The sequence below is a fragment of the Streptomyces griseosporeus genome (assembly GCF_014656055.1).
Taxonomy (GTDB): domain Bacteria; phylum Actinomycetota; class Actinomycetes; order Streptomycetales; family Streptomycetaceae; genus Streptomyces; species Streptomyces griseosporeus.
On sequence record NZ_BNBR01000002.1, the window covers coordinates 365816 to 383498 of the forward strand.

Genomic DNA, 17683 nt, shown 5'->3' on the forward strand with positions numbered 1-17683 from the left:
GTCCATGAGCAAGGACAAGCCGGCCGGTGTCGGCGAGGCCGGCGGCGCACTACGCCTGACCGATGCGGGAGGCGGCGCGCAGGATCTCCTCCGCCTCGCCGGCCAGGCGGCGGACGATGTCCCCTGCGGGAGCAACGTCCGCGACCAGCCCCGCGGACTGCCCTGTCAGCGGCAGGAGCCGGTGCGTCGTACCCTCGCTCATCGCCGCCATGACCTGCTCGCGCAGCGTGCCGGCCGATTCGGCGGCGGCTTCCTGCCGGGTGTTCCACGCGTCGACGAACCGCGTGCGCAGCGAGCGGGGGACGGTGTCGTAGCCGCCCTCGGTCGGCGGCGGCAGGACGTGGTGGGCGAACGACACCTTTACCGCGTCCTGGCTGTCGGCGGCGCCGATGGCCGCCTTCCACTCCTCCGGTACGGCGCACTCGGCCGAGGCCAGGAACCGCGTGCCGATGCTCACGCCCTGGGCGCCCAGCACGAGTGCCGCCGCCGTTCCCCGGCCGTCGGCGATCCCGCCGGAGGCGAGCACCGGCAGCGGGGCGACCGCGGCGACGACCTGCGGGACCAGCACCATGGTGCCGACCTGCCCGCTGAACCCGCCCGCCTCCGTGCCCTGCGCAATGATCACGTCGACGCCCGCCTCGGCCGCGCGCCGGGCCTGCTCGACGGTGGTCACCTGCTGCACGAAGACCGCCCCGGCGTCGTGCACGCCTCCCACCAGGTCGCCCGGGTCGCCCAGGGCGAGCGAGAAGACGGGCGGGCGCACGGCGAGGACGGCGTCGAAGACCTCGGGGTCGAAGGGGCGGCGGGTCATGTTCACCGCGAACGGCCGGTCGGTGAGCCCGCGCAGGCGCGCCACGTCGTCGCGGACCTGCGCCGCCGTGCGCATGGTGGTGGGCACACTGCCCAGACCGCCGGCGTCGCTGACGGCGGCGGGGAGGTCGGTGCCCTGCTGCCAGGGCCCTCCGAGGGGCCCTTGGACGATCGGCACGTCGATGCCGAGTACGTCGCACACGGGTGTCCTGAGCACGGTCCTCCGTTCACACCGTCGTCGCCACGCGGCCGTGGCGCCGTCCTCCTGCCGCATACTGTCGGCGCCACGGCCCTCGAAGACCGCCAGGCACGCCGGAAGGCCACCGGACGGGGGGACGGCAGGACCGTGCGCGCCGCGGGGCACCGGCGCCACGAGGGCACCGCGCCCCGGAGTCCGGCTCATCCGGACGACAGGCCTAGGCAGGCGTCTCCTCGTCCCCTCCCCTCTCGCCGGCGTCCTTCACGAAGACGAGGGCGTCGCTGTCCTCCAGGTGGGCCGGGTCGAGCGGGGCGTAGCCGAACCAGGGGGAGGTGCGGGGCGCCGGGCAGGTGGTGCCGAGCGCGGTGGTCAGGCGGCGGGGGTCGATCAGGCAGCGGTCCTCGGGGAGGGCGTACAGGAGACCTTCGACGGTGTCCGGGGGCGGCGTGTCCACGCCTTTGTGCCGGATCGTGCCGAGGGCCGTCGCCACGACCGCGTACTCCTCGCCCAGCCGGGCACCGACCAGCGCGCCCGCGCTCCACCACGCCACCGGGCCCTCCCACATGTCCATGCTGCTCATGTACCGCTGGAGATGGCTGTTGTGGGCGTGGACGAGCACCGGGCCGCGCTCGGCCAGGGCGAGGAGGTTCCCGGCCATCATCTGGTCCCGAAGGCTCACCAGGCGGGTCATGCGGGCCGGTGAGGGGTCGGCCATGGCGTGGTGGTAGCGCAGCAGGCCGGTCGCGGTACGTGCGTACAGGCGCGCCCGGTCCCACTCGTCCGGCGAGCTGGTCGCGACCAGGTGCGGCAGCTGGGTGTCGAGCAGCGTCACCAGGTCGTCGGCGAGCAGCCGGAGCCGGCCGGCCTCGGCGGACCGTCCCACGGAGCGGGCCGGGTCGAGCATCGCGGCGGGGTCGGTCCACCGCTCGTCGGCGCCGAGCAGCCGGTCGAGGGTTTCCCCGGTGCACGGGAGGAGGCCGGGGTCCACGCGCTCGGCGAGGAAGGTGTGGAGTGCGGTGAGGGCCTGCCGGGGGCTCGCGGCGGCGGTGATCTCCAGGGGGCCGTCGAAGCCGGTGAAGCGGATCCGCTCGGCGGCGGGCCGGCCGGCGTTGTGGGAGCGCATCCAGCGCACCAGCTCCCTGTTGCCCTCGAACGCGCCCCACTCGTGGCTGATGCCGTGTTCCATGACGTCGTCGAGCGTGCCGGTGCCCGAGGTGACGTGGTCGTCCACGAGGAGGCCGGCCAGGCAGTCGCTCTCGAGCGCGATCGTCCGGTAGCCGTGCTCCTCGACGAGCTGCCGGAACAGTTCGTTGCGCAGGTCGAGCAGGGTCTCCTCGCCGTGGGTGGGCTCGCCCAGGGCGAGGATCCGGGGCCGGGCCGGAAGCAGCGCGAGAAGGGCGGCAGCCTCGACGGGGTGGGCGGTGTCCTTGATGTCGGTCGCCATGCCCTCAACGCTATCGTTGAACCTTGGGTGGAGACTTTGGCGCGCTATCGTGCGGTGCATGGCGTCGAAGTTTCAAAGAGGGGGTCGCCTCAGGCCGGTGGACCTGGCCCGCGGGCACGGTCTGTCCACCCAGGCGGTCAGGAACTACGAGGAGGCCGGCATCCTCCCGGCCGCCGAGCGGTCGGAGCACGGCTACCGCACCTACACGGCGCTGCACGCGCGGGCCCTGCGCGCGTTCCTCGCCCTGGTCCCCGGCCACGGTCACGGGACCGCGACGTCGATCATGCGGGCGGTGAACCGGGACGCGGTCGACGAGGCGTTCCGCGTCATCGACGAGAGCCACGCCCAGCTCCTCGACGACCGGCGCACCCTCCAGGCGGTGGAGAGCGCCCTGCGCGACCTGGACCCCTCGGCGGAGGAGGGGCCGGACGTGGTCCCGGCGGCCGGCGGCGGCGTGTTCATCGGCCCGCTGGCGCGCAGGCTCGGCGTCCGGCCCGCGACCCTGCGCAAGTGGGAGCGCGCCGGTCTGGTCCGCCCGCACCGGGATCCGCTGACCGGGTACCGGCTCTACGACGAGGCCGCGGTACGGGACGCGCGCCTGACCCATCAACTCCGGCGGGGCGGCTACCTGTTGGGGCAGATCGCCCCGCTGATCGCCCAGGTACGGACGGCCGGCGGCCTGGAGCCGCTGGAGGGCGCCCTGCGCGACTGGCACGCCCGGCTGTCCGCCCGCGCCCGGGCGATGCTGAACGGCGCCGCCGAACTGGAGGCGTACCTGCGGGACCGTACGGACGGTCCCGCCACCACTGCGGAAAGGAGCAGCGCATGACCGAGGGCCCAGGCACGGGGATCCCGTTGCCGCGGGGTGCGACCGGCTTCCTCCGCCCGGGCGACGCCCCTCTCCCCCACACGAGTCTCCGGGCCTTCCGCGCCGCGGTGTACACCGCCGCCCGGCTCGCCGGGGGCAGGGTCGGTGAGGTGCGGGAGCAGGTGTACCCCAGTACGTTCCACACCGCTTCGGTCCTCGACGGCACCGGCGAGACCGTCGTCCTGTGCCACGCCCATCACCCCTGGGTGGCGTTCGCCCGGGAGACACGGACCTGGCACGACGGGGAGTTCCTGGCACCGCCCCCGTGGGCCTCCGCCTTCGCCCTCACCGGGTTCGAGGTCCTCGGCCTCGACCGCCTCACCACCCCGCTGTCCGCCGTGGACACGTCCGCGCTCTCCCGTGACGAACGGCGCCAGGTGCGCGTCTACGGCATCACCGCACTGGGTGGCCTGCTCTTCAACGCGTGGGACTGACCCGCGGGCGCGGCGTACGAGAAATCCGCGAGGAAAACTTTCGCCGCGATGTCGAGAACCCGTGATCCCCTCCGTCCCCGGGGTGAACGCGACCACAATGGGTCGCACGCGCACCGAGGAGCACACCATGGCCAAGTATCTGCTGCTGAAGCACTACCGGGGCGCCCCGGCCGCGGTCAACGACGTCCCCATGGACCAGTGGACGCCGGAGGAGATCTCGGCGCACATCCGGTACATGCAGGAGTTCGCGGCCCGGCTGGAGAAGACGGGCGAGTTCGTCGACGGGCAGGCGCTCGCCCCGGAGGGGACGTGGGTGCGGTACGACGGTGAGGGCCGCCCTCCGGTCACGGACGGGCCGTTCGCCGAGACGAAGGACCTCATCGCGGGCTGGATGGTGATCGACGTCGACAGCTACGACCGTGCCCTCGAACTCGCCGGGGAGCTGTCCGCCGCCCCGGGCGCGGGCGGGAAGCCCATCCACGAGTGGCTGGAGCTGCGGCCCTTCATGGCCGAGCCGCCCACCATCACGGACTGACCCGGTCACCCATGGACGAGGCCCTGCTCCGCGGTCTCACGCCGAGCGTGCTCACCGTCCTCGTCCGCCGCGGAGCCGATTTCGCGGCGGCCGAGGACGCCGTGCAGGACGCGCTCGTCGAGGCGCTCCGCGTCTGGCCGGCCGACCCGCCCCACGATCCCAAGGGGTGGCTGGTCACCGTGGCCTGGCGCAAGTTCCTCGACGCGACCCGGTCGGACGCCGCCCGCCGCCGGCGCGAGGAGCGCGCCGAGGAGGAGCCTGGGCCCGGCCCCGCGCCCGCCGTGGACGACACGCTCCAGTTGTACTTCCTGTGCGCGCATCCGTCGCTGACGCCGTCGTCGGCGGTCGCGCTCACCCTGCGGGCGGTCGGCGGGCTGACCACCCGGCAGATCGCCCAGGCGTATCTGGTGCCCGAGGCGACGATGGCGCAGCGCATCAGCCGCGCCAAGCGCACCGTGTCCGGGGTGCGGTTCGACCAGCCCGGCGATGTCGCGACGGTGCTGCGCGTGCTCTACCTGGTGTTCAACGAGGGCTACTCCGGTGACGTCGACCTGGCCGCCGAGGCGATCCGGCTCACCCGGCGCCTCGCGGCCGCGATCGACCACCCGGAGGTGCGGGGGCTGCTCGCGCTGATGCTGCTCCACCACGCCCGGCGGGACGGCCGCCGGGGGCCGGACGGCGCGCTGGTGCCGCTCGCGGAGCAGGACCGCAGCCGGTGGGACACCGCGTTGATCGCGGAGGGCGTCGCCGTCCTGCAGGCGGCCCTCGCCCGGGACCGGCTGGGCGAGTACCAGGCGCAGGCCGCCGTCGCGGCCCTGCACGCCGACGCGCCCACCGCCGAGGAGACCGACTGGGTGCAGATCGTCGAGTGGTACGACGAGCTGGTGCGCCTGACGGACAGTCCCGTCGTCCGGCTGAACCGTGCGGTCGCCGTGGGCGAGGCGGACGGGCCACGCGCCGGGCTGGCGGCGCTCGCGGCACTGGACCCCTCGCTGCCCCGGCACACCGCCGCGGCGGCCTATCTGCACGAGCGGGACGGCGACCCGGCGACGGCGGCACGGCTGTACGCGGAGGCCGCCCGCAAGGCGTCCAACCTGGCCGAGCAGGACTACCTCACCCGGCAGGCCGCCCGGCTCAACGCCCGTCTGCGGCACGGTCCGGGCAGCCCCTGAGTCTCACGCCGCGAGCACGCTCACCCCGAGCGCGAGCAGGAGGACGACCTTCACGGCCTCGAACGCGACGTAGGTCAGGTGGCTGCGCGAGCGCGGCAGGTCCTCGCCGGCCAGCACACGGTCGGACCTGCGGTTCAGCCGCGGCCGGACGACGCCCAGTTGCAGGAGGAGAGCACCGCCGTCACGGCGGCGGTCAGGGCGATGACCGGGCCGGGCGGTCCTCCGGCGGCGACCGCGGCGATGACCGCGGCGGCGAGGACGGCCTCGGTGAGGTTCAGCGCGCGGAAGACGAGCCGGCCGATGCCGAGCCCGATCCGGACGGTCACGCCGGGCGCGCGGAACTTCAGCGGAGCCTCCAGGAACGAGATCGCCAGGACCATGCCGAGCCAGGTGAAGGTGACCGCTGCGGCGACGGCGGCGGGCGCGGCGCTCATCGGCGGGCCGCCGCCGGGACGGGCGCGAGGTGCGCGAGGCAGTACTCCGGTTCGGCGAAGGGCTCCAGTCGGGTCGCCGTGACCGGGGCGTCCAGCGCGGCCAGCGCCCCCTGCATCAGGCCGAGGTGCAGCGGGCAGACCAACTGGCCGTATTCCTCGGCCAGTTCCAGGAAGGGGCAGTGCCGCAGCCGGACCCGCTCCGGTACGCCGTCGCCGTCGCCGTCCGCGCCGGGGGCGAACCCGAGGTCGTCGAGGAGCGCGATGAGCCGGGCGGTGGCCTCCCGCGCCGTGGGCTGCCGGAAGGGCGGGAACGGGTCGATCAGGTAGCGGCCCCAGGCCCGGCCGGCCTCCGTCGCGGCCCCGCCCGCCTCGGCGCCGTCGGCCGCGAGCCTGCTGAGCAGCATCTGGGCCAGCAGGCGGTAGCCGCGCGTGCCGCCGCGGTCCATGCCCCGCCGCGGCGTGTAGACGGTACGGGGGCGTCCGCGGCCCCTGGACGGCCGTACCTCGGCCGCGGCGAGACCCTCGCCGACCAGGGCGTCCAGATGGAACCGCACGGTGTTGGGGTGGACGCCCAGCCGCGTGGCGAGGTCGGTGACGCCGAGCGGCGTGTCGGAGGCGCGCAGCGCGTCCAGGACGGCGGCGCGGCGCGGGGAACGGCCCTCGGCGGTCATGCCCACCCCTCCTTGTCCGTGATCACGTCATCGTCGCAGGCCGGCGATTTTTCACAGATCGTACATGTAATAATTGCCGGACTGTGGGCCGTCCGAGAGGGAGAGCCGTTGTGACGTCGCCGGTGGGAGTTCCGGAACCGCGGATCGCATGCCGTGTCCCGGGACTGCTCGGCGCGGGCGCCGGGACGAGCGGGGCGACCGGGGCGCTGTGGAAGCTGGCCGAGAGCGGCCGGCAGCTGGACGCCAATGTCGTCCGCCTGGCCCCGGGCACGCGCGTCGCGCCGCACATCGAGCCGGACCTGGACGTGCTGCTCGTCGTCGTCGCCGGTGACGGCACCCTCGACGGCGGCGGCGTCCCGCAGGACCTCACCGAGGGCGCCCTGGTCTGGCTGCCGCACGGCAGCACGCGCGGCATCACCGCGGGCGACGACGGCCTGGCCTACCTCACGGTGCACCGCCGCCGCCCGGGCATGCAGATCCGCCGACGAGCCGATTAGCGGGTCAGCAGGTCCCGGATCGCCGCCGTGATCTCGTCCGGGGACTCCTCGGCCATGAAGTGCCCGGAGCCGGTCAGCCGGTGGTCCAGGTCCGGTGCCCAGGCCCGCCACACGCCGGCGGCGTCGTAGCCCAGCTGCGCGCCCCAGTCCTGCTGGACGACCGTGACCGGCATGGCCAGCTCGGATCCGGCGTCCAGGTCCGCCTGGTCGTGCGTGATGTCGATGCCGGCCGAGGCCCTGAAGTCCGCGACGATCGACGGCACGGCCGCGGCGCTCGACCGCAGGTACTCGGCCCGCACCGGCTCCGGCAGCGCGGCCGGATCGCCGGCCCAGGCGTCGAGGAACGACCCGAAGAAGGCGTCCGCGCTGCCCTCGATCAGCGTCTCCGGCAGGCCCGGCGGCTGCGCCATGAGGAAGAGGTGGTAGCCGACGGCCGCGGAGACACCGCGCAGGACCTGCCACATGTCGAGCGTGGGCACGATGTCGAGGATGCCCAGGTGGGTGACGGTCTCCGGGTGGTCGAGGCCCGCCCGGAAGGCGACCAGCGCGCCCCGGTCGTGGCCGACGAGGGCGAACCGCTCGTGGCCCAGCGCCGCCGCCGCGTGGACGATGTCGGCGGCCATGGTGCGCTTGGCGTACACATCCGGCGCGTCGGCCGCGGGCTTGTCGCTGGCGCCGTAGCCGCGCAGGTCGGGGCAGATCACCGTGTGGTCGGCGGCGAGCCGTTCGGCGACGTGCCGCCACATCAGGTGGGTCTGCGGAAAGCCGTGCAGCAGGACCACGGGGCTGCCGCTGCCGCCGACCGCCGCCGAGAGGTGGACGCCGTCGGCGGCGGGCAGGCGGACGTGTGCGAAACCGGCCGGGAAGAGTGCCATGGAAGGGCCTTCCTGAGGGAGGGATCGGGACCGACGGGAGCAGCCTGGGCGACGCCGATCAGCAGCCGATCAGTGCGGGTGGGCGCGGCACGGCCGGTCACGCAGGATGGGGGCATGCGTATCGATGTCCTCGGTGCCGTGCGGGCCGTGCGGGCCGACGGCACCCCGGTCGAGCTGGGCGGGCCCCGTCACCGCGAGGTGCTCGCGCGGCTCGTCGCCGCCGACGGGCGGATGGTCACCGCCGGCACGCTCGTCGCCGACCTGTGGGCCGAGCCGCCGGTCCGTGCCGTGGGGGCGCTGCGGACGTTCGTCGCCGCGCTGCGCCGCGCCGTGGAACCCGAGCGGCCCCCTCGGACACCGCCGCGCCTGCTCGTCACGGAAGGGCCCGGCTACGCACTGCGGCTGCCGCGGGAGGACGTGGACGTCCACCGGTTCGAGGACGCCCTCGTCCGCGCCCGGCGCGGTGCCGGCGGGGCGGCTGAGCTGGGCGAGACGCTGGCCGCGTGGCGCGGGCCCGCCTACGCGGACGTACCGGACTCCCCTTGGGCGCAGCGCGAGCGGGCCCGGCTGGAGGAGCTGCGGCTGGAGGCGGTGGAGCTGCGCGCCCGGCTGCTGCTCGGCCGGGGGGAAGGGCCGGAACTGGTCGCCGCGCTGGGCGCGCATGTCGCCGCGCATCCGTGGCGTGAGCCGGGCTGGGAGCTGCTCGCGCGGGCGCTGCACCGGGCCGGCAGGCAGGCGGAGGCGCTGGCGACGCTGCGCCGGGCCCGCACCCTGCTCGCGGATCAGCTCGGGCTCGACCCCGGCGCGGGTCTGCGCCGGCTGGAGACGGAGATCCTGAACCAGTCCCCCGCCCTGGACGGCACGGCAGCCGCGTGGACCGGCCCGGGGGTCCGGCTCGGTCCGCGCACCACCGTGGACCTGGCCCGCGCCCTCGCCGTGGCGGGCGGTGACGCCCTGGTCCACTCGCGGCGCGACCGGCTCGCCGCCGTCCGCGCGGCGGAACGCACCGGGGACGTGGCCCTGACCGCCCGGGTCATCGGCGCGTACGACGTGCCCGCGCTGTGGAGCCGCGCCGACGATCCGGAGCAGTCCCGCGAGGTCGTCGCCGCGGCCGAGCGGACGCTCACCGCGCTCGGCCCCGACGGCCCCGCCGACCTGCGTGCCCGGCTCCCCGACGGCCCCGCCGACCTGCGTGCCCGGCTCCTCGCCACCGTCGCCGTCGAGAGCCGCAGCGCCGGTCTGTCGGCGGCGGAGGCGGACCGTGCCCTGCGGGCGGCGCGGGAGGCGGAGGCGCTGGCCCGGGACCTGGGCGATCCGGCGCTGCTGGCGTTCGCCCTCAACGGCGTGTTCCTGCAGTCCTTCCGGCGTCCCGGGCTGGCGGCGACCCGGGACGCGATCGGCGCCGAGATCCTGGAGGTGGCCGGCCGGCACGGGCTGCCGCGGTTCGCCGTCCTGGGCCGGCTCGTCCGCCTCCAGTCGGCCTCGGCGCTCGGCGACCTCGACGCCGCCGACGGCCATGCGCGGGCCGCCGAACAGCTCGCCGTCACCGCGGAGGCCCCGCTGGTGCCCGTGCTCACCGCCTGGTACCGGGCCCGGGCCACGGCCGCCCGCAGCGCGGAACCCGGCGGTCCCACGCCCGCGACGGCCGCGGCCCGCTACCGCGCCGCCGAGGAGGCCCTCGCCACGGCCGGTATGCCCGGCCTGCACCGCGGACTGTTCCCGATGGCCCTGCTGGGGCTGCGGCTGCTGCACGGCAGGCCCGCCCCCACCGGTCCCCGCCTCGACTGGGGGCCGTACCGCCCCTGGGCGCAGCCCCTCCTGCTGCTCGCGCACGACCGCGCCGACGAGGCGCGCGCCGCGCTCGCCGCCGTCCCGCAGCCGTCGCCGGACCACCTCCAGGAGGCGCTGTGGTGCCTCACGGCCCACGCGGCCGTACGCCTGGGCGAGCGCGACACCGCCGCCCGCGCGGCTGCGGCCCTGCGCGGGGCCGAGGCGGAACACGCCGGCGCCGCGAGCGGCCTGCTCACGCTCGGCCCGGTGGCGCGGTACCTGGCAGAGGCGGAGGCCTGCGCCACCCGGAGGTGACACAGGCCGGGGGGCGTCACGGAGTGGGGACGGTGTCCTCGAAGGCGGTGCCGGCGGCGCGGTACGCCGCGACCTTCGCGGCCACCTGAGCGGGCGTCAGGACCTGGTCCTTGACGTGGAGGACGTAGTCGACCTGCTGCTCGTAGGCGCGCGGGGTCGTGGACGTCTGGCCGTTCAGGTCGATCAGCCACTGGTTGAAGTTGATGGACATGGGGCGTTCGGGCAGGTAGGCGGCGTCGTGGGTGCCGAAGAGCTGCCCGTCGACGTAGTACTTGATGGAGCTGTCGTCGATGGTGACGACGAGGTCGTGCCAGCCCGTGTAGCTCTGGCGGCTCTCGGTGTGCTGGTTGACGGCCTGCCAGGGGTCGGGGTTGTACGTCTCCCAGGACGTCGTGTAGAGGATGTTCGACGGCTCGCCCCAGCCGCCGTTGGGCAGGTACTCGAAGTCGTACTCGGCGTAGTCGTCGGCCATCGGGGCCTTGAGGTCGTTGATCGTGAAGAACGTCTGGACGAGGTGGTCGCCGTCGGGGCCGGACTTCGGGGCGTCGTTGAACTTGACGCGGGCGGCGTAGGTGCCGTTCCGGAACTTGGTCGCCTTGGTGAGGACCTCGGTCTGCTCGGTGGTGGCGGCGGTACCCGCGGTGGAGGTCTCCAGCGTCATGACGGTGTTGCCGTTGCTGGTGGCGAAGGTGACGTTGGAGGGGTCCCAGGTGGCGCCGGGCACGCCGGGGCCACCGGAGTTGGAGCGTACGTTCCAGCCGTTGGCGGAGATCCTCGGGTCGGTGTGGGAGGTGTAGCCGAAGTCGTCCCAGAGGGTGCCCGAGCCGCCGGGCGGGGGCGTGGTGGGCGGCGGGGTGGTCGGCGGGTCGGTGGGGGTGTTGCCGTCGGGTGCGGTGCCCCAGACGAGGGTGCCGGCGCGGGTGGCGGTGACCTTGGACCAGTCGCCGTAGGAGGTCTGGCTCGCGCCGAAGGAGTAGTCGTCGCTCTGCCGCAGTGTCTGCCAGGTGGACTGGTAGAAGCGCAGTTGCAGGTCGCCGGTGTCGGTGCCGGGGGCGAGGGAGCCGGCGCCGGAGGTGAAGCCGATCTCCAGGTAGCGGTCGGCGGTGGCGGTGGGGTGGGCGAGCGTGCCGAACGTGCCGGTGATGTTGGCGCAGCCCTTGACCGCCCAGGAGCAGGCGAAGCGGTACGTGGCGTTCGCCGCGTCGGCCTTGAAGTAGTAGCGGAGCTTGACTTCGCTGAGCGGCAGGCTCGCGCCGGAGGTGTTGGTCACCCTGAACCAGGGCTCGCTCTGGTCGGCGGTGGCGCCCGTGGCGCTGGTGCGGTATTGCACCGTCAGCCCGCCGGCGGCACTGGCGGTGCCGGGCAGGGCGGCGAGGGCGGTGGCGCCGAGCGCGGTGACGGCGGCCGACGCGAGGGCGGCGCGCAGCCGGGCGCTGCGCCGCCGGGCGGGCGGGTGGTCGTGACGGGTCACGGTCGTGTCCTCTCCGTTGGGGGTCGTGGGGTTACGCGGAGGGTGCTGTGCGGGTCTGCGCCGCCTGGGGCGGCGGCGCGGTCAGGGGGTGGTGGCGGACGCCGAGGGCGTTCAGGCGCCGGGTGTGCGCGGCGAGGCGTCGGGTGAAGTCAGGCCAGGGGGTGGGGCCGGTCCAGGCCCGGTCGGCGAGCGCGCACAGCCGGGGGTAGGCGAGCCGGTCGAGATCGGCGGCGGTGGGCGCGTACTCGGTCCACAGCTGTGCCTGGGTGCCGAGGACGCGTCCGGCGCCGGGCGCCGAGGTCACCGGGTCGGGGTCGCCGCGGTGGACGGTGCGCAGGTCGACGACGGGGCCGGGCTGGGCGGGCGGGCCGCCGGGGCGGTCGTCCTGGGCGTAGTCGAGGTAGGTGGTGCGGTGGTGGGTGAGGACGACGTCGTGTCCGCGGCGCAGGGCCTCGGCCGCGTGGGCGGGTTCGCGCCAGCTCATCGCGGTGAAGCCGGGCGGCAGCGCCGTGCCGGTCTCGGCCCAGGCGACCGGGTGGCGGCCGTGCTCCCGCAGGTGGGCGCCGGCCCGGGCGAGGAGCCAGCCGTGCAGGCCGGCCGGACCGGACAGGCCTTCGGCGGCGGCGCGGGCGCGCGCGGCGGGGCTCTGTTCCCATTCGGTGGTGGGGCACTCGTCGCCCCCGAGGTGGATGTACGGCGCCGGGAAGACGTCCATGACCTCGCCGAGGACGACGTGCACGAAGTCGAGGACGCCGTCGTGGACGCCGAGGACGCTGTCGCAGACTCCCCAGCGGGTCCACACGTCGAGGGCGCGGTCGGGGTGGTTGCCGAGGTGGGGGTAGGCGGCGAGGGCGGCGCGGACGTGGCCCGGCATCTCGATCTCCGGGACGACGGTGACGCCCAGCCGGGCGGCGTGCGCGACGAGGCCGGTGAGGTCGGCGCGGGTGTAGGCGCCGCCGTGCGGGCGGCCGTCGTGACCGTCCTCGCTGCCGGTGCCGTGGGCGGTTCCGGCGCGGTGGGCGCCGACCGTGGTCAGGCGGGGGTAGGCGGTGACCGGCATGCGCCAGCCCTGGTCGTCGGTGAGGTGCAGGTGCAGGACGTTGAGCTTGTGCAGGGCCAGCAGGTCGATGTGGCGGCGCAGGGTGGCGGCGTCGTGGAAGTGGCGGGCGACGTCGATCATCAGGCCGCGCCAGGGCCGGTGCGGGACGTCGGTGATCTCGGTGCAGGGCAGCTCCCAGCGCTCGCGGCGCGCGCCGCCGGTGGGGAACAGCGCCTGTTCGGGCAGGAGTTGCCGCAGGGTCTGCACGCCGCGCAGCAGCCCGGTCGGGTGGGCGGCACGCAGCAGGACGGAGCGGTCGGCGACGGTGAGGCCGTATCCCTCCTGGCCGAGACCGCGCAGCTGGGGGTCGACGGCGAGGGTGATGTCGCCGGACGGGGACGGGGGCAGGGGCAGGCCGGTGGCCGGGGTGAGCAGGTCGCGCAGCAGGTCCGCGGCGGCCTCGGCGCCGGGGGTCGTCCGCACGGCGGTGCCGGTGTCGAGCGTGAAGTGGCCGGAGCGCAGGGAGAGTCGGGTGGGCCGGGGCAGCAGGGCCTGGTCGCGGCGGAGTGCGGGCACGGGTGGCGGCCTTCCGGGCGGGGGCGGGGGCGGGGGTGGGGGTGCCGTAAGTGGCAGCGGGGGCGAGGCGGCGTCATCCCTTGACGGCGCCGGTGGCGAGGCCCGAGGTGACGTGACGCTGGAGCAGCAGGAAGACGGCGAGGGCGGGGAGCGCGAAGAGGGTGGAGGCGGCCATGGTGGCGCCCCAGTCGGTGCCGAAGGTGTTCTGGAAGGAGGACAACCACACGGGCAGGGTGCGCTGGTCCTGGTTCTTGATGATGAGGAAGTTGGCGTAGGCGAACTCGTTCCAGGCGGTGATGAACCCGAACAGCGAGGTGGCCATGAGGCCGGGGGCGAGCAGCGGGAGCGCGACCCGGCGGAAGGCGCCGAGGCGGGTGCAGCCGTCGACCTGTGCGGCCTCCTCCAGTTCGGGCGGGATGGTGGCGAGGAAACCGCGCAGCACGATGACGGTGAAGGGCAGGGTCACCATGAAGTACACGAGCGTCAGCGTGAGGAGCCGGTCCAGCATGCCGGTGTCGCGGGCGATGATGTAGACCGGGATGATCAGTGACTCCCACGGCGCCATCTGCGCGATGAAGACGGCGAGGACGAACGGGCGGCGGCCGCGCCAGCGCATCCGGGCGACGGCGTAGGCCGCCGCGAGGGCGACGAGCAGGGAGAGCAGGACGGCGCCGGCGGTGACGAGCAGGCTGTTGCGCCAGAACTGGGCGAACCCGGGCGCGTTGACGGCGGTCCTGAAGTGCTCCAGCGTCCAGGAGTGCGGGACGAGGTGCGGATCGGACGACTGGATGTCCCGGGACGGCTTGAGGGCGGTCGTGATCATCCAGTACACGGGGAAGAGGCAGACCAGCACGGTCAGGGCGGCCCCGGCGTGCAGCGGGAGGCGCCGCAGGCGGGGGGCGCGGAAGTGGGGGGCACGGCCGCGGGGCGCGCGGACGCTGTCGCCGCGTACGGTGCTCAACTCTCGTTCTCCTGTCGGAACAGCTGGCGGAAGTAGAGGACGAGCACGCCCGACATCAGGACGACCGTGATCATCGAGGCCGCCGAGCCGAGGTCGTAGCGCTGCCGGGAGAGGGCGGTCTGCACGGCGTAGATTGGCAAGATGGTGGTGGCGTCGCCGGGTCCGCCCTTGGTCATCACCCAGATCTGCACGAACGCCTTGAAGGTCCAGATCACCTCCAGGCACAGCACCAGCATCACGATCGGCCGGATCAGCGGGAAGGTGACGGAGCGCAGGATCCGGAAGGCTCCGGCGCCGTCGAGCCGGGCGGACTCGTGCAGTTCGGCGGGGACGGTGGTGAGCGCGGAGTAGAGGGTGATCGCGGCGAACGGCACGGACTGCCAGACGACCAGGGTCACGAGGATGGCGAAGGCGGCGGTGCCGTGCGCGAACCACGGATACCGTTCGAAGGAGTGGGCGCCGAGCGAGGTCAGGGCCCGGTTGACGATGCCGAACTCCGAGTGGAAGAGCCACTGGAAGACGGTGGTCGCGGCGACGACCGGCATCGCCCAGGCGAGGACGAGGGAGCTGAGGACGACGGTCCGCCACACCCTGCCGAGTCGCTCGGTCATCAGCGCCACCAGCAGGGCGAGCACCATGATGAGGGCGACGTTGACCGCCATGAACAGGAACGTGCGGCGTACGACCGTCCAGAACCGTGGGTCGGTGAGCAGGGCGCGGTAGTTGGCGAGACCGACGAACTCGGCGTCCCCGGAGATGAGTTCGCGCAGCCGGAAGTCCTGGAGGGAGATGAGGACGGCGCGGGCGAGCGGGTAGAGCAGCAGGTAGAGCATGCCGAGGACGGCGGGCGCGATCAGCAGGTAGGGCCAGGGGCCGGAGCGGTCGCGGGTGGGACGGCGGGGCGGGGCCGGCGGGGCGGAGGTCCGGGCCGGCCGCCGGCGCGGCGGTGCGTGTTCCTCGGTGGCCGACAAGGGCTCCTCCTCTCGTGCGCGGGGGCGGTTCAGGAGGCGCTGTTCATCGCCCGGGTGATCTCGGCGGAGGCCTTGCGTGCCTCCTGTGCCAGGTCGCCGCCGGTGAGCGCGGCCGTCATGTAGTCCTTGACCGGGTTCTCGGCTTCCACGGCGGCCCAGCCGGGGGTGTTGGGCGTGGCACGTCCCTCGGCGGCGCCGACGGCCATGGCGGCCGCGCCGGGGTCGGAGGCGACGGCGGAGGCGAGGGAGGTCTTGTTCGGCACATAGCTCATGGCGAGGGCGAGCTTCTTCTGCCAGGTGTCCCCGGTGAGTTCCTTGACGAAGGTGTAGGCGGCGTCCTGGTGCCGCGAGGCGGCCGGGATCACCAGGTCGGAGCCGCCTGTGAAGACGGCGCCGGGCTTGCCGGCCGTCTTGCCCGGGATGGGGAAGAACCCGAGCTGGTCCTTGAGCCGCGGGTTGTGCTCGGCGATGACGTTGGCGCCGCCGGGGACGGAGATGATCTGTGCGACCTTGCCCGCGGCCATGACCTCGGCCTGCGGCGGGTTGGCCTCGTCGGCGTCCTTCGGTCCCTTGCCGAGCGCCTGCAGCTCCTTGTAGAACCGCATGCCGGCGAGGGCCTCGGGCGTGTCCAGGGCGCCCTTCCACTTCCCGCCCTCCTGGACGGCGAGGTCGCCGCCCTCGTCCCAGATGAACCCGGCGAGCGCGTACCAGGTCTGCCCGGTGAGGTAGATGCCCTGCTGGTCGCCCTTGTTCAACTTGCGCGTGGCGGCGAGCCACTGCTGCCGGGTCCTGATGGCGGCCGGGTCGACGCCGGCCTGACGGAAGAGGTCCTTGCGGTAGACGACGACGCGGTTGGCCGCGTAGTAGGGGATGCCGTACTGCCTGCCCTCCCAGGCGCCGGGCTCGGCCAGCCCCTTCAGCCAGGTGTCGCCGCCCAGGTCGGCCTTCTTGCCGGTGAGGTCGGCCAGTCCGCCGCTCTGCGCGTACTGGGCGACCTGGGTGTTGCCGACCTCGATGACGTCCGGGGCGTCGTTGCTCGCCAGGGCGGCGGTGACCTTCTGCCCGATGCCGTCCCACTCCTGGATCTGGATCTTCAGGTCGATGCCGGGGTGCGCCCGGGTGAACGCTTGCGTGAACTCCTTCTGGAAGGCGGCGGAGACGCTGTCCCGCATGAGCCAGACGGTCAGCTCGGAGGCGCCGCCGCTGCCGTCTGCGGAGCCGTCGGAGCCGGAGCCGGAGGAGCAGGCGGTCAGGAGGGTGGTCAGGAGGAGGAGCGAGGACGACGCACCGGCGAGCAGGCGGAACTTCACGGTTCACCTCGGAGATGCTCAGGGGAGGGCGCGGGGCGGGAGGAACACCCGGACACTTGACCAGTTGTCCATCCGGGGCCAACTGGACAGGTGACCTGTTGGTGAGGGATGAAAATGGCATGGACCATTGAGGCCGTCAACCCCTCGCGCCGGTACGGGTTTTGGCCGCTCACGGACTGAAGATCAGCCACCTGAACATCCGTCGCGCGCGCCGCATGGCCCCTGAACTGGTCCTTACCAGTGGTCTCTTGCGGCAGGATGCCGGAAGCTGGTCAGATGCATCCACGCGGTGGGCGCGTGGGGAAGGGGACGGCGCGGATGGGTGACAGGGAACCGGGAACGGCCCGGACGACCGGCGGTGTCCTCAAGCGGGAGCGGGTCCGCGAGGCCGTCCTGACCATGGCCGAGGAACGCTCCCCCGGGGACGCCATCCCCTCCGAGCGCACCCTGTGCGCCCAACTCGGCGTGTCCCGGCCGACGTTGCGGGCGGCGGTCGACGAGCTGGTCACCGCGGGCATCCTCGTCCGGGAGCACGGGCGGGGTGTGTTCGTGGCCCCCGAGAAGATCACGCAGGAGCTGGTGCAGGACCGGCAGTCGCTCAGCGTGCCGCAGGCGTCCGGCACCTGGACCAGCCGGCTCCTGGAGTTCACCACCCTGCCGGCGGGCGCCCGGGTCGGCCGCAAGCTGCGCCTCTCCCCCGCCGCGGACATCTTCTACGTCGCCCGGCTGCGGCTGGTCGACGGGGCGCCGATGGCCATCGAGCACCTGCACATCCCCGCGGCGCTGGTCCCCGGGCTCACCGCGGACGAGCTGGAACACGGCGACCTCTACCAGCATCTGCGCACCCATCACGGCGTACACGTGAGCGAGGCGACGCAGGCGATCGAGCCGACGGTGGTGACCCGGGCCGAGGCGGAGGTGCTGGACGTGCCCGAGCTCTTCCCCGCCCTCCTCTTCGAGCGCCTGACCAGTGACTCCACCGGGCGTCCCGTGGAGTACGTCCACTCGGTCTACCGCGGCGACCGGTACCGCATCGTCTCCCGCCTGAAGCTCGCGACGGACACGGCTCCGTCCGACGGCCCGCCCGCCGGGCACCACCCCGGCATCCCGCCCGGCGACTCCGCGCACGGGACACCGGTCGCGGCTTCGACGCTGGGGGATGTGCAGGGCTGAGGGGCGGCCGGGTGCCGACGCCGTACCTTCGGACCTTCGGTACCGCTCCGCCGTGCTCTGCCCCTTGCCCGCCGCGCTCCCCTGCCCGTCCTGCCCCGGCCGGCCGGTCCACCCCGGTTCGACCCCGCCCCGCCCGCCAAGCCCGCTCCGCCCGCTTT

General features: G+C 74.2%; 16 protein-coding genes and 1 pseudogene. 7 read left to right on the forward strand and 10 right to left on the reverse strand.

Annotation, left to right across the window (positions count from 1 at the left end):
• Positions 1-49 precede the first annotated feature (49 nt).
• Positions 50-1027, reverse strand: coding sequence for an NAD(P)H-dependent flavin oxidoreductase (locus IE308_RS10665; protein ID WP_229908820.1), 978 nt, complete (start codon positions 1025-1027; stop codon positions 50-52).
• Between the two features lie 199 nt (positions 1028-1226).
• Positions 1227-2453, reverse strand: a complete 1227-nt coding sequence (locus IE308_RS10670) for an erythromycin esterase family protein (RefSeq protein ID WP_190217679.1) — start codon at positions 2451-2453, stop codon at positions 1227-1229.
• A gap of 58 nt (positions 2454-2511) precedes the next feature.
• On the opposite strand from IE308_RS10670, the gene IE308_RS10675 reads away from it, so the two are divergent.
• The 4 genes from IE308_RS10675 to IE308_RS10690 all read left to right on the forward strand — a co-directional run bounded on the left by IE308_RS10675 (position 2512) and on the right by IE308_RS10690 (position 5462).
• A complete protein-coding gene (locus IE308_RS10675) occupies positions 2512-3282 on the forward strand; it encodes a TioE family transcriptional regulator (protein WP_190217680.1) in 771 nt (256 codons plus the stop codon).
• Entirely contained in the window at positions 3279-3755 is a 477-nt protein-coding gene (locus IE308_RS10680) for a hypothetical protein (RefSeq protein ID WP_190217681.1), read from the forward strand. Before IE308_RS10675 ends, IE308_RS10680 begins: the two co-directional genes overlap by 4 nt.
• Positions 3756-3882: 127 nt before the next feature.
• Positions 3883-4290, forward strand: coding sequence for a YciI family protein (locus IE308_RS10685; protein WP_110635904.1), 408 nt, complete (start codon positions 3883-3885; stop codon positions 4288-4290).
• A gap of 11 nt (positions 4291-4301) precedes the next feature.
• Entirely contained in the window at positions 4302-5462 is a 1161-nt protein-coding gene (locus tag IE308_RS10690) for an RNA polymerase sigma factor (RefSeq protein ID WP_190217682.1), read from the forward strand.
• A gap of 3 nt (positions 5463-5465) precedes the next feature.
• On the opposite strand, the pseudogene IE308_RS10695 reads toward IE308_RS10690, so the two are convergent.
• Positions 5466-5896 (reverse strand): annotated as a pseudogene (locus IE308_RS10695) (hypothetical protein).
• Positions 5893-6567: a helix-turn-helix transcriptional regulator gene (locus IE308_RS10700; RefSeq protein ID WP_190217683.1), complete on the reverse strand. Its 675-nt coding sequence runs from the start codon at positions 6565-6567 to the stop codon at positions 5893-5895. Before IE308_RS10700 ends, IE308_RS10695 begins: the two are co-directional and overlap by 4 nt.
• Before the next feature lie 110 nt (positions 6568-6677).
• Between IE308_RS10700 and IE308_RS10705 the strand changes: the two genes are divergently transcribed.
• Positions 6678-7064, forward strand: a complete 387-nt coding sequence (locus tag IE308_RS10705) for a cupin domain-containing protein (RefSeq protein WP_373314490.1) — start codon at positions 6678-6680, stop codon at positions 7062-7064.
• Here the strand turns inward: IE308_RS10705 and IE308_RS10710 are convergent.
• A complete protein-coding gene (locus tag IE308_RS10710; protein ID WP_190217684.1) occupies positions 7061-7939 on the reverse strand; it encodes an alpha/beta fold hydrolase in 879 nt (292 codons plus the stop codon). The two genes, IE308_RS10705 and IE308_RS10710, sit on opposite strands and share 4 nt — an antisense overlap.
• A gap of 114 nt (positions 7940-8053) precedes the next feature.
• On the opposite strand from IE308_RS10710, the gene IE308_RS10715 reads away from it, so the two are divergent.
• A complete protein-coding gene (locus IE308_RS10715) occupies positions 8054-10024 on the forward strand; it encodes an AfsR/SARP family transcriptional regulator (protein ID WP_190217685.1) in 1971 nt (656 codons plus the stop codon).
• 16 nt (positions 10025-10040) lie between these two features.
• On the opposite strand, the gene IE308_RS10720 is transcribed toward IE308_RS10715, so the two are convergent.
• The 5 genes from IE308_RS10720 to IE308_RS10740 form a co-directional block, all read right to left on the reverse strand.
• Positions 10041-11495: a cellulose binding domain-containing protein gene (locus tag IE308_RS10720; protein WP_229908821.1), complete on the reverse strand. Its 1455-nt coding sequence runs from the start codon at positions 11493-11495 to the stop codon at positions 10041-10043.
• Positions 11496-11526: 31 nt separating this feature from the next.
• Positions 11527-13110 (reverse strand): beta-N-acetylhexosaminidase, encoded by a 1584-nt coding sequence (locus IE308_RS10725; RefSeq protein ID WP_190217686.1) that lies wholly within the window; start codon positions 13108-13110, stop codon positions 11527-11529.
• A 73-nt stretch (positions 13111-13183) separates the two neighbouring features.
• The gene (locus tag IE308_RS10730; protein WP_229908877.1) at positions 13184-14002 is read right to left on the reverse strand and encodes a carbohydrate ABC transporter permease; all 819 of its coding nucleotides are present in this window, start codon (positions 14000-14002) and stop codon (positions 13184-13186) included.
• A 65-nt stretch (positions 14003-14067) separates the two neighbouring features.
• On the reverse strand, positions 14068-15042 hold the full coding sequence (locus IE308_RS10735; RefSeq protein ID WP_190217688.1) for a carbohydrate ABC transporter permease: 975 nt from the start codon (positions 15040-15042) through the stop codon (positions 14068-14070).
• 29 nt (positions 15043-15071) lie between these two features.
• Positions 15072-16352: an extracellular solute-binding protein gene (locus tag IE308_RS10740; RefSeq protein ID WP_190217689.1), complete on the reverse strand. Its 1281-nt coding sequence runs from the start codon at positions 16350-16352 to the stop codon at positions 15072-15074.
• Between the two features lie 318 nt (positions 16353-16670).
• Between IE308_RS10740 and IE308_RS10745 the strand changes: the two genes are divergently transcribed.
• On the forward strand, positions 16671-17525 hold the full coding sequence (locus IE308_RS10745) for a GntR family transcriptional regulator (protein WP_190217690.1): 855 nt from the start codon (positions 16671-16673) through the stop codon (positions 17523-17525).
• Positions 17526-17683: the final 158 nt, after the last annotated feature.

Bases quoted from the DNA above. Each gene is read 5' to 3' on its own strand.
- IE308_RS10675 (WP_190217680.1), top strand. From the start codon at position 2,512: ATGGCGTCGAAGTTTCAAAGAGGGGGTCGCCTCAGGCCGGTGGACCTG.
- IE308_RS10745 (WP_190217690.1), top strand. From the start codon at position 16,671: ATGGGTGACAGGGAACCGGGAACGGCCCGGACGACCGGCGGTGTCCTC.
- IE308_RS10710 (WP_190217684.1), bottom strand. From the start codon at position 7,939: ATGGCACTCTTCCCGGCCGGTTTCGCACACGTCCGCCTGCCCGCCGCC.
- IE308_RS10700 (WP_190217683.1), bottom strand. From the start codon at position 6,567: ATGACCGCCGAGGGCCGTTCCCCGCGCCGCGCCGCCGTCCTGGACGCG.
- IE308_RS10670 (WP_190217679.1), bottom strand. From the start codon at position 2,453: ATGGCGACCGACATCAAGGACACCGCCCACCCCGTCGAGGCTGCCGCC.
- IE308_RS10715 (WP_190217685.1), top strand. From the start codon at position 8,054: ATGCGTATCGATGTCCTCGGTGCCGTGCGGGCCGTGCGGGCCGACGGC.
- IE308_RS10690 (WP_190217682.1), top strand. From the start codon at position 4,302: ATGGACGAGGCCCTGCTCCGCGGTCTCACGCCGAGCGTGCTCACCGTC.
- IE308_RS10680 (WP_190217681.1), top strand. From the start codon at position 3,279: ATGACCGAGGGCCCAGGCACGGGGATCCCGTTGCCGCGGGGTGCGACC.
- IE308_RS10685 (WP_110635904.1), top strand. From the start codon at position 3,883: ATGGCCAAGTATCTGCTGCTGAAGCACTACCGGGGCGCCCCGGCCGCG.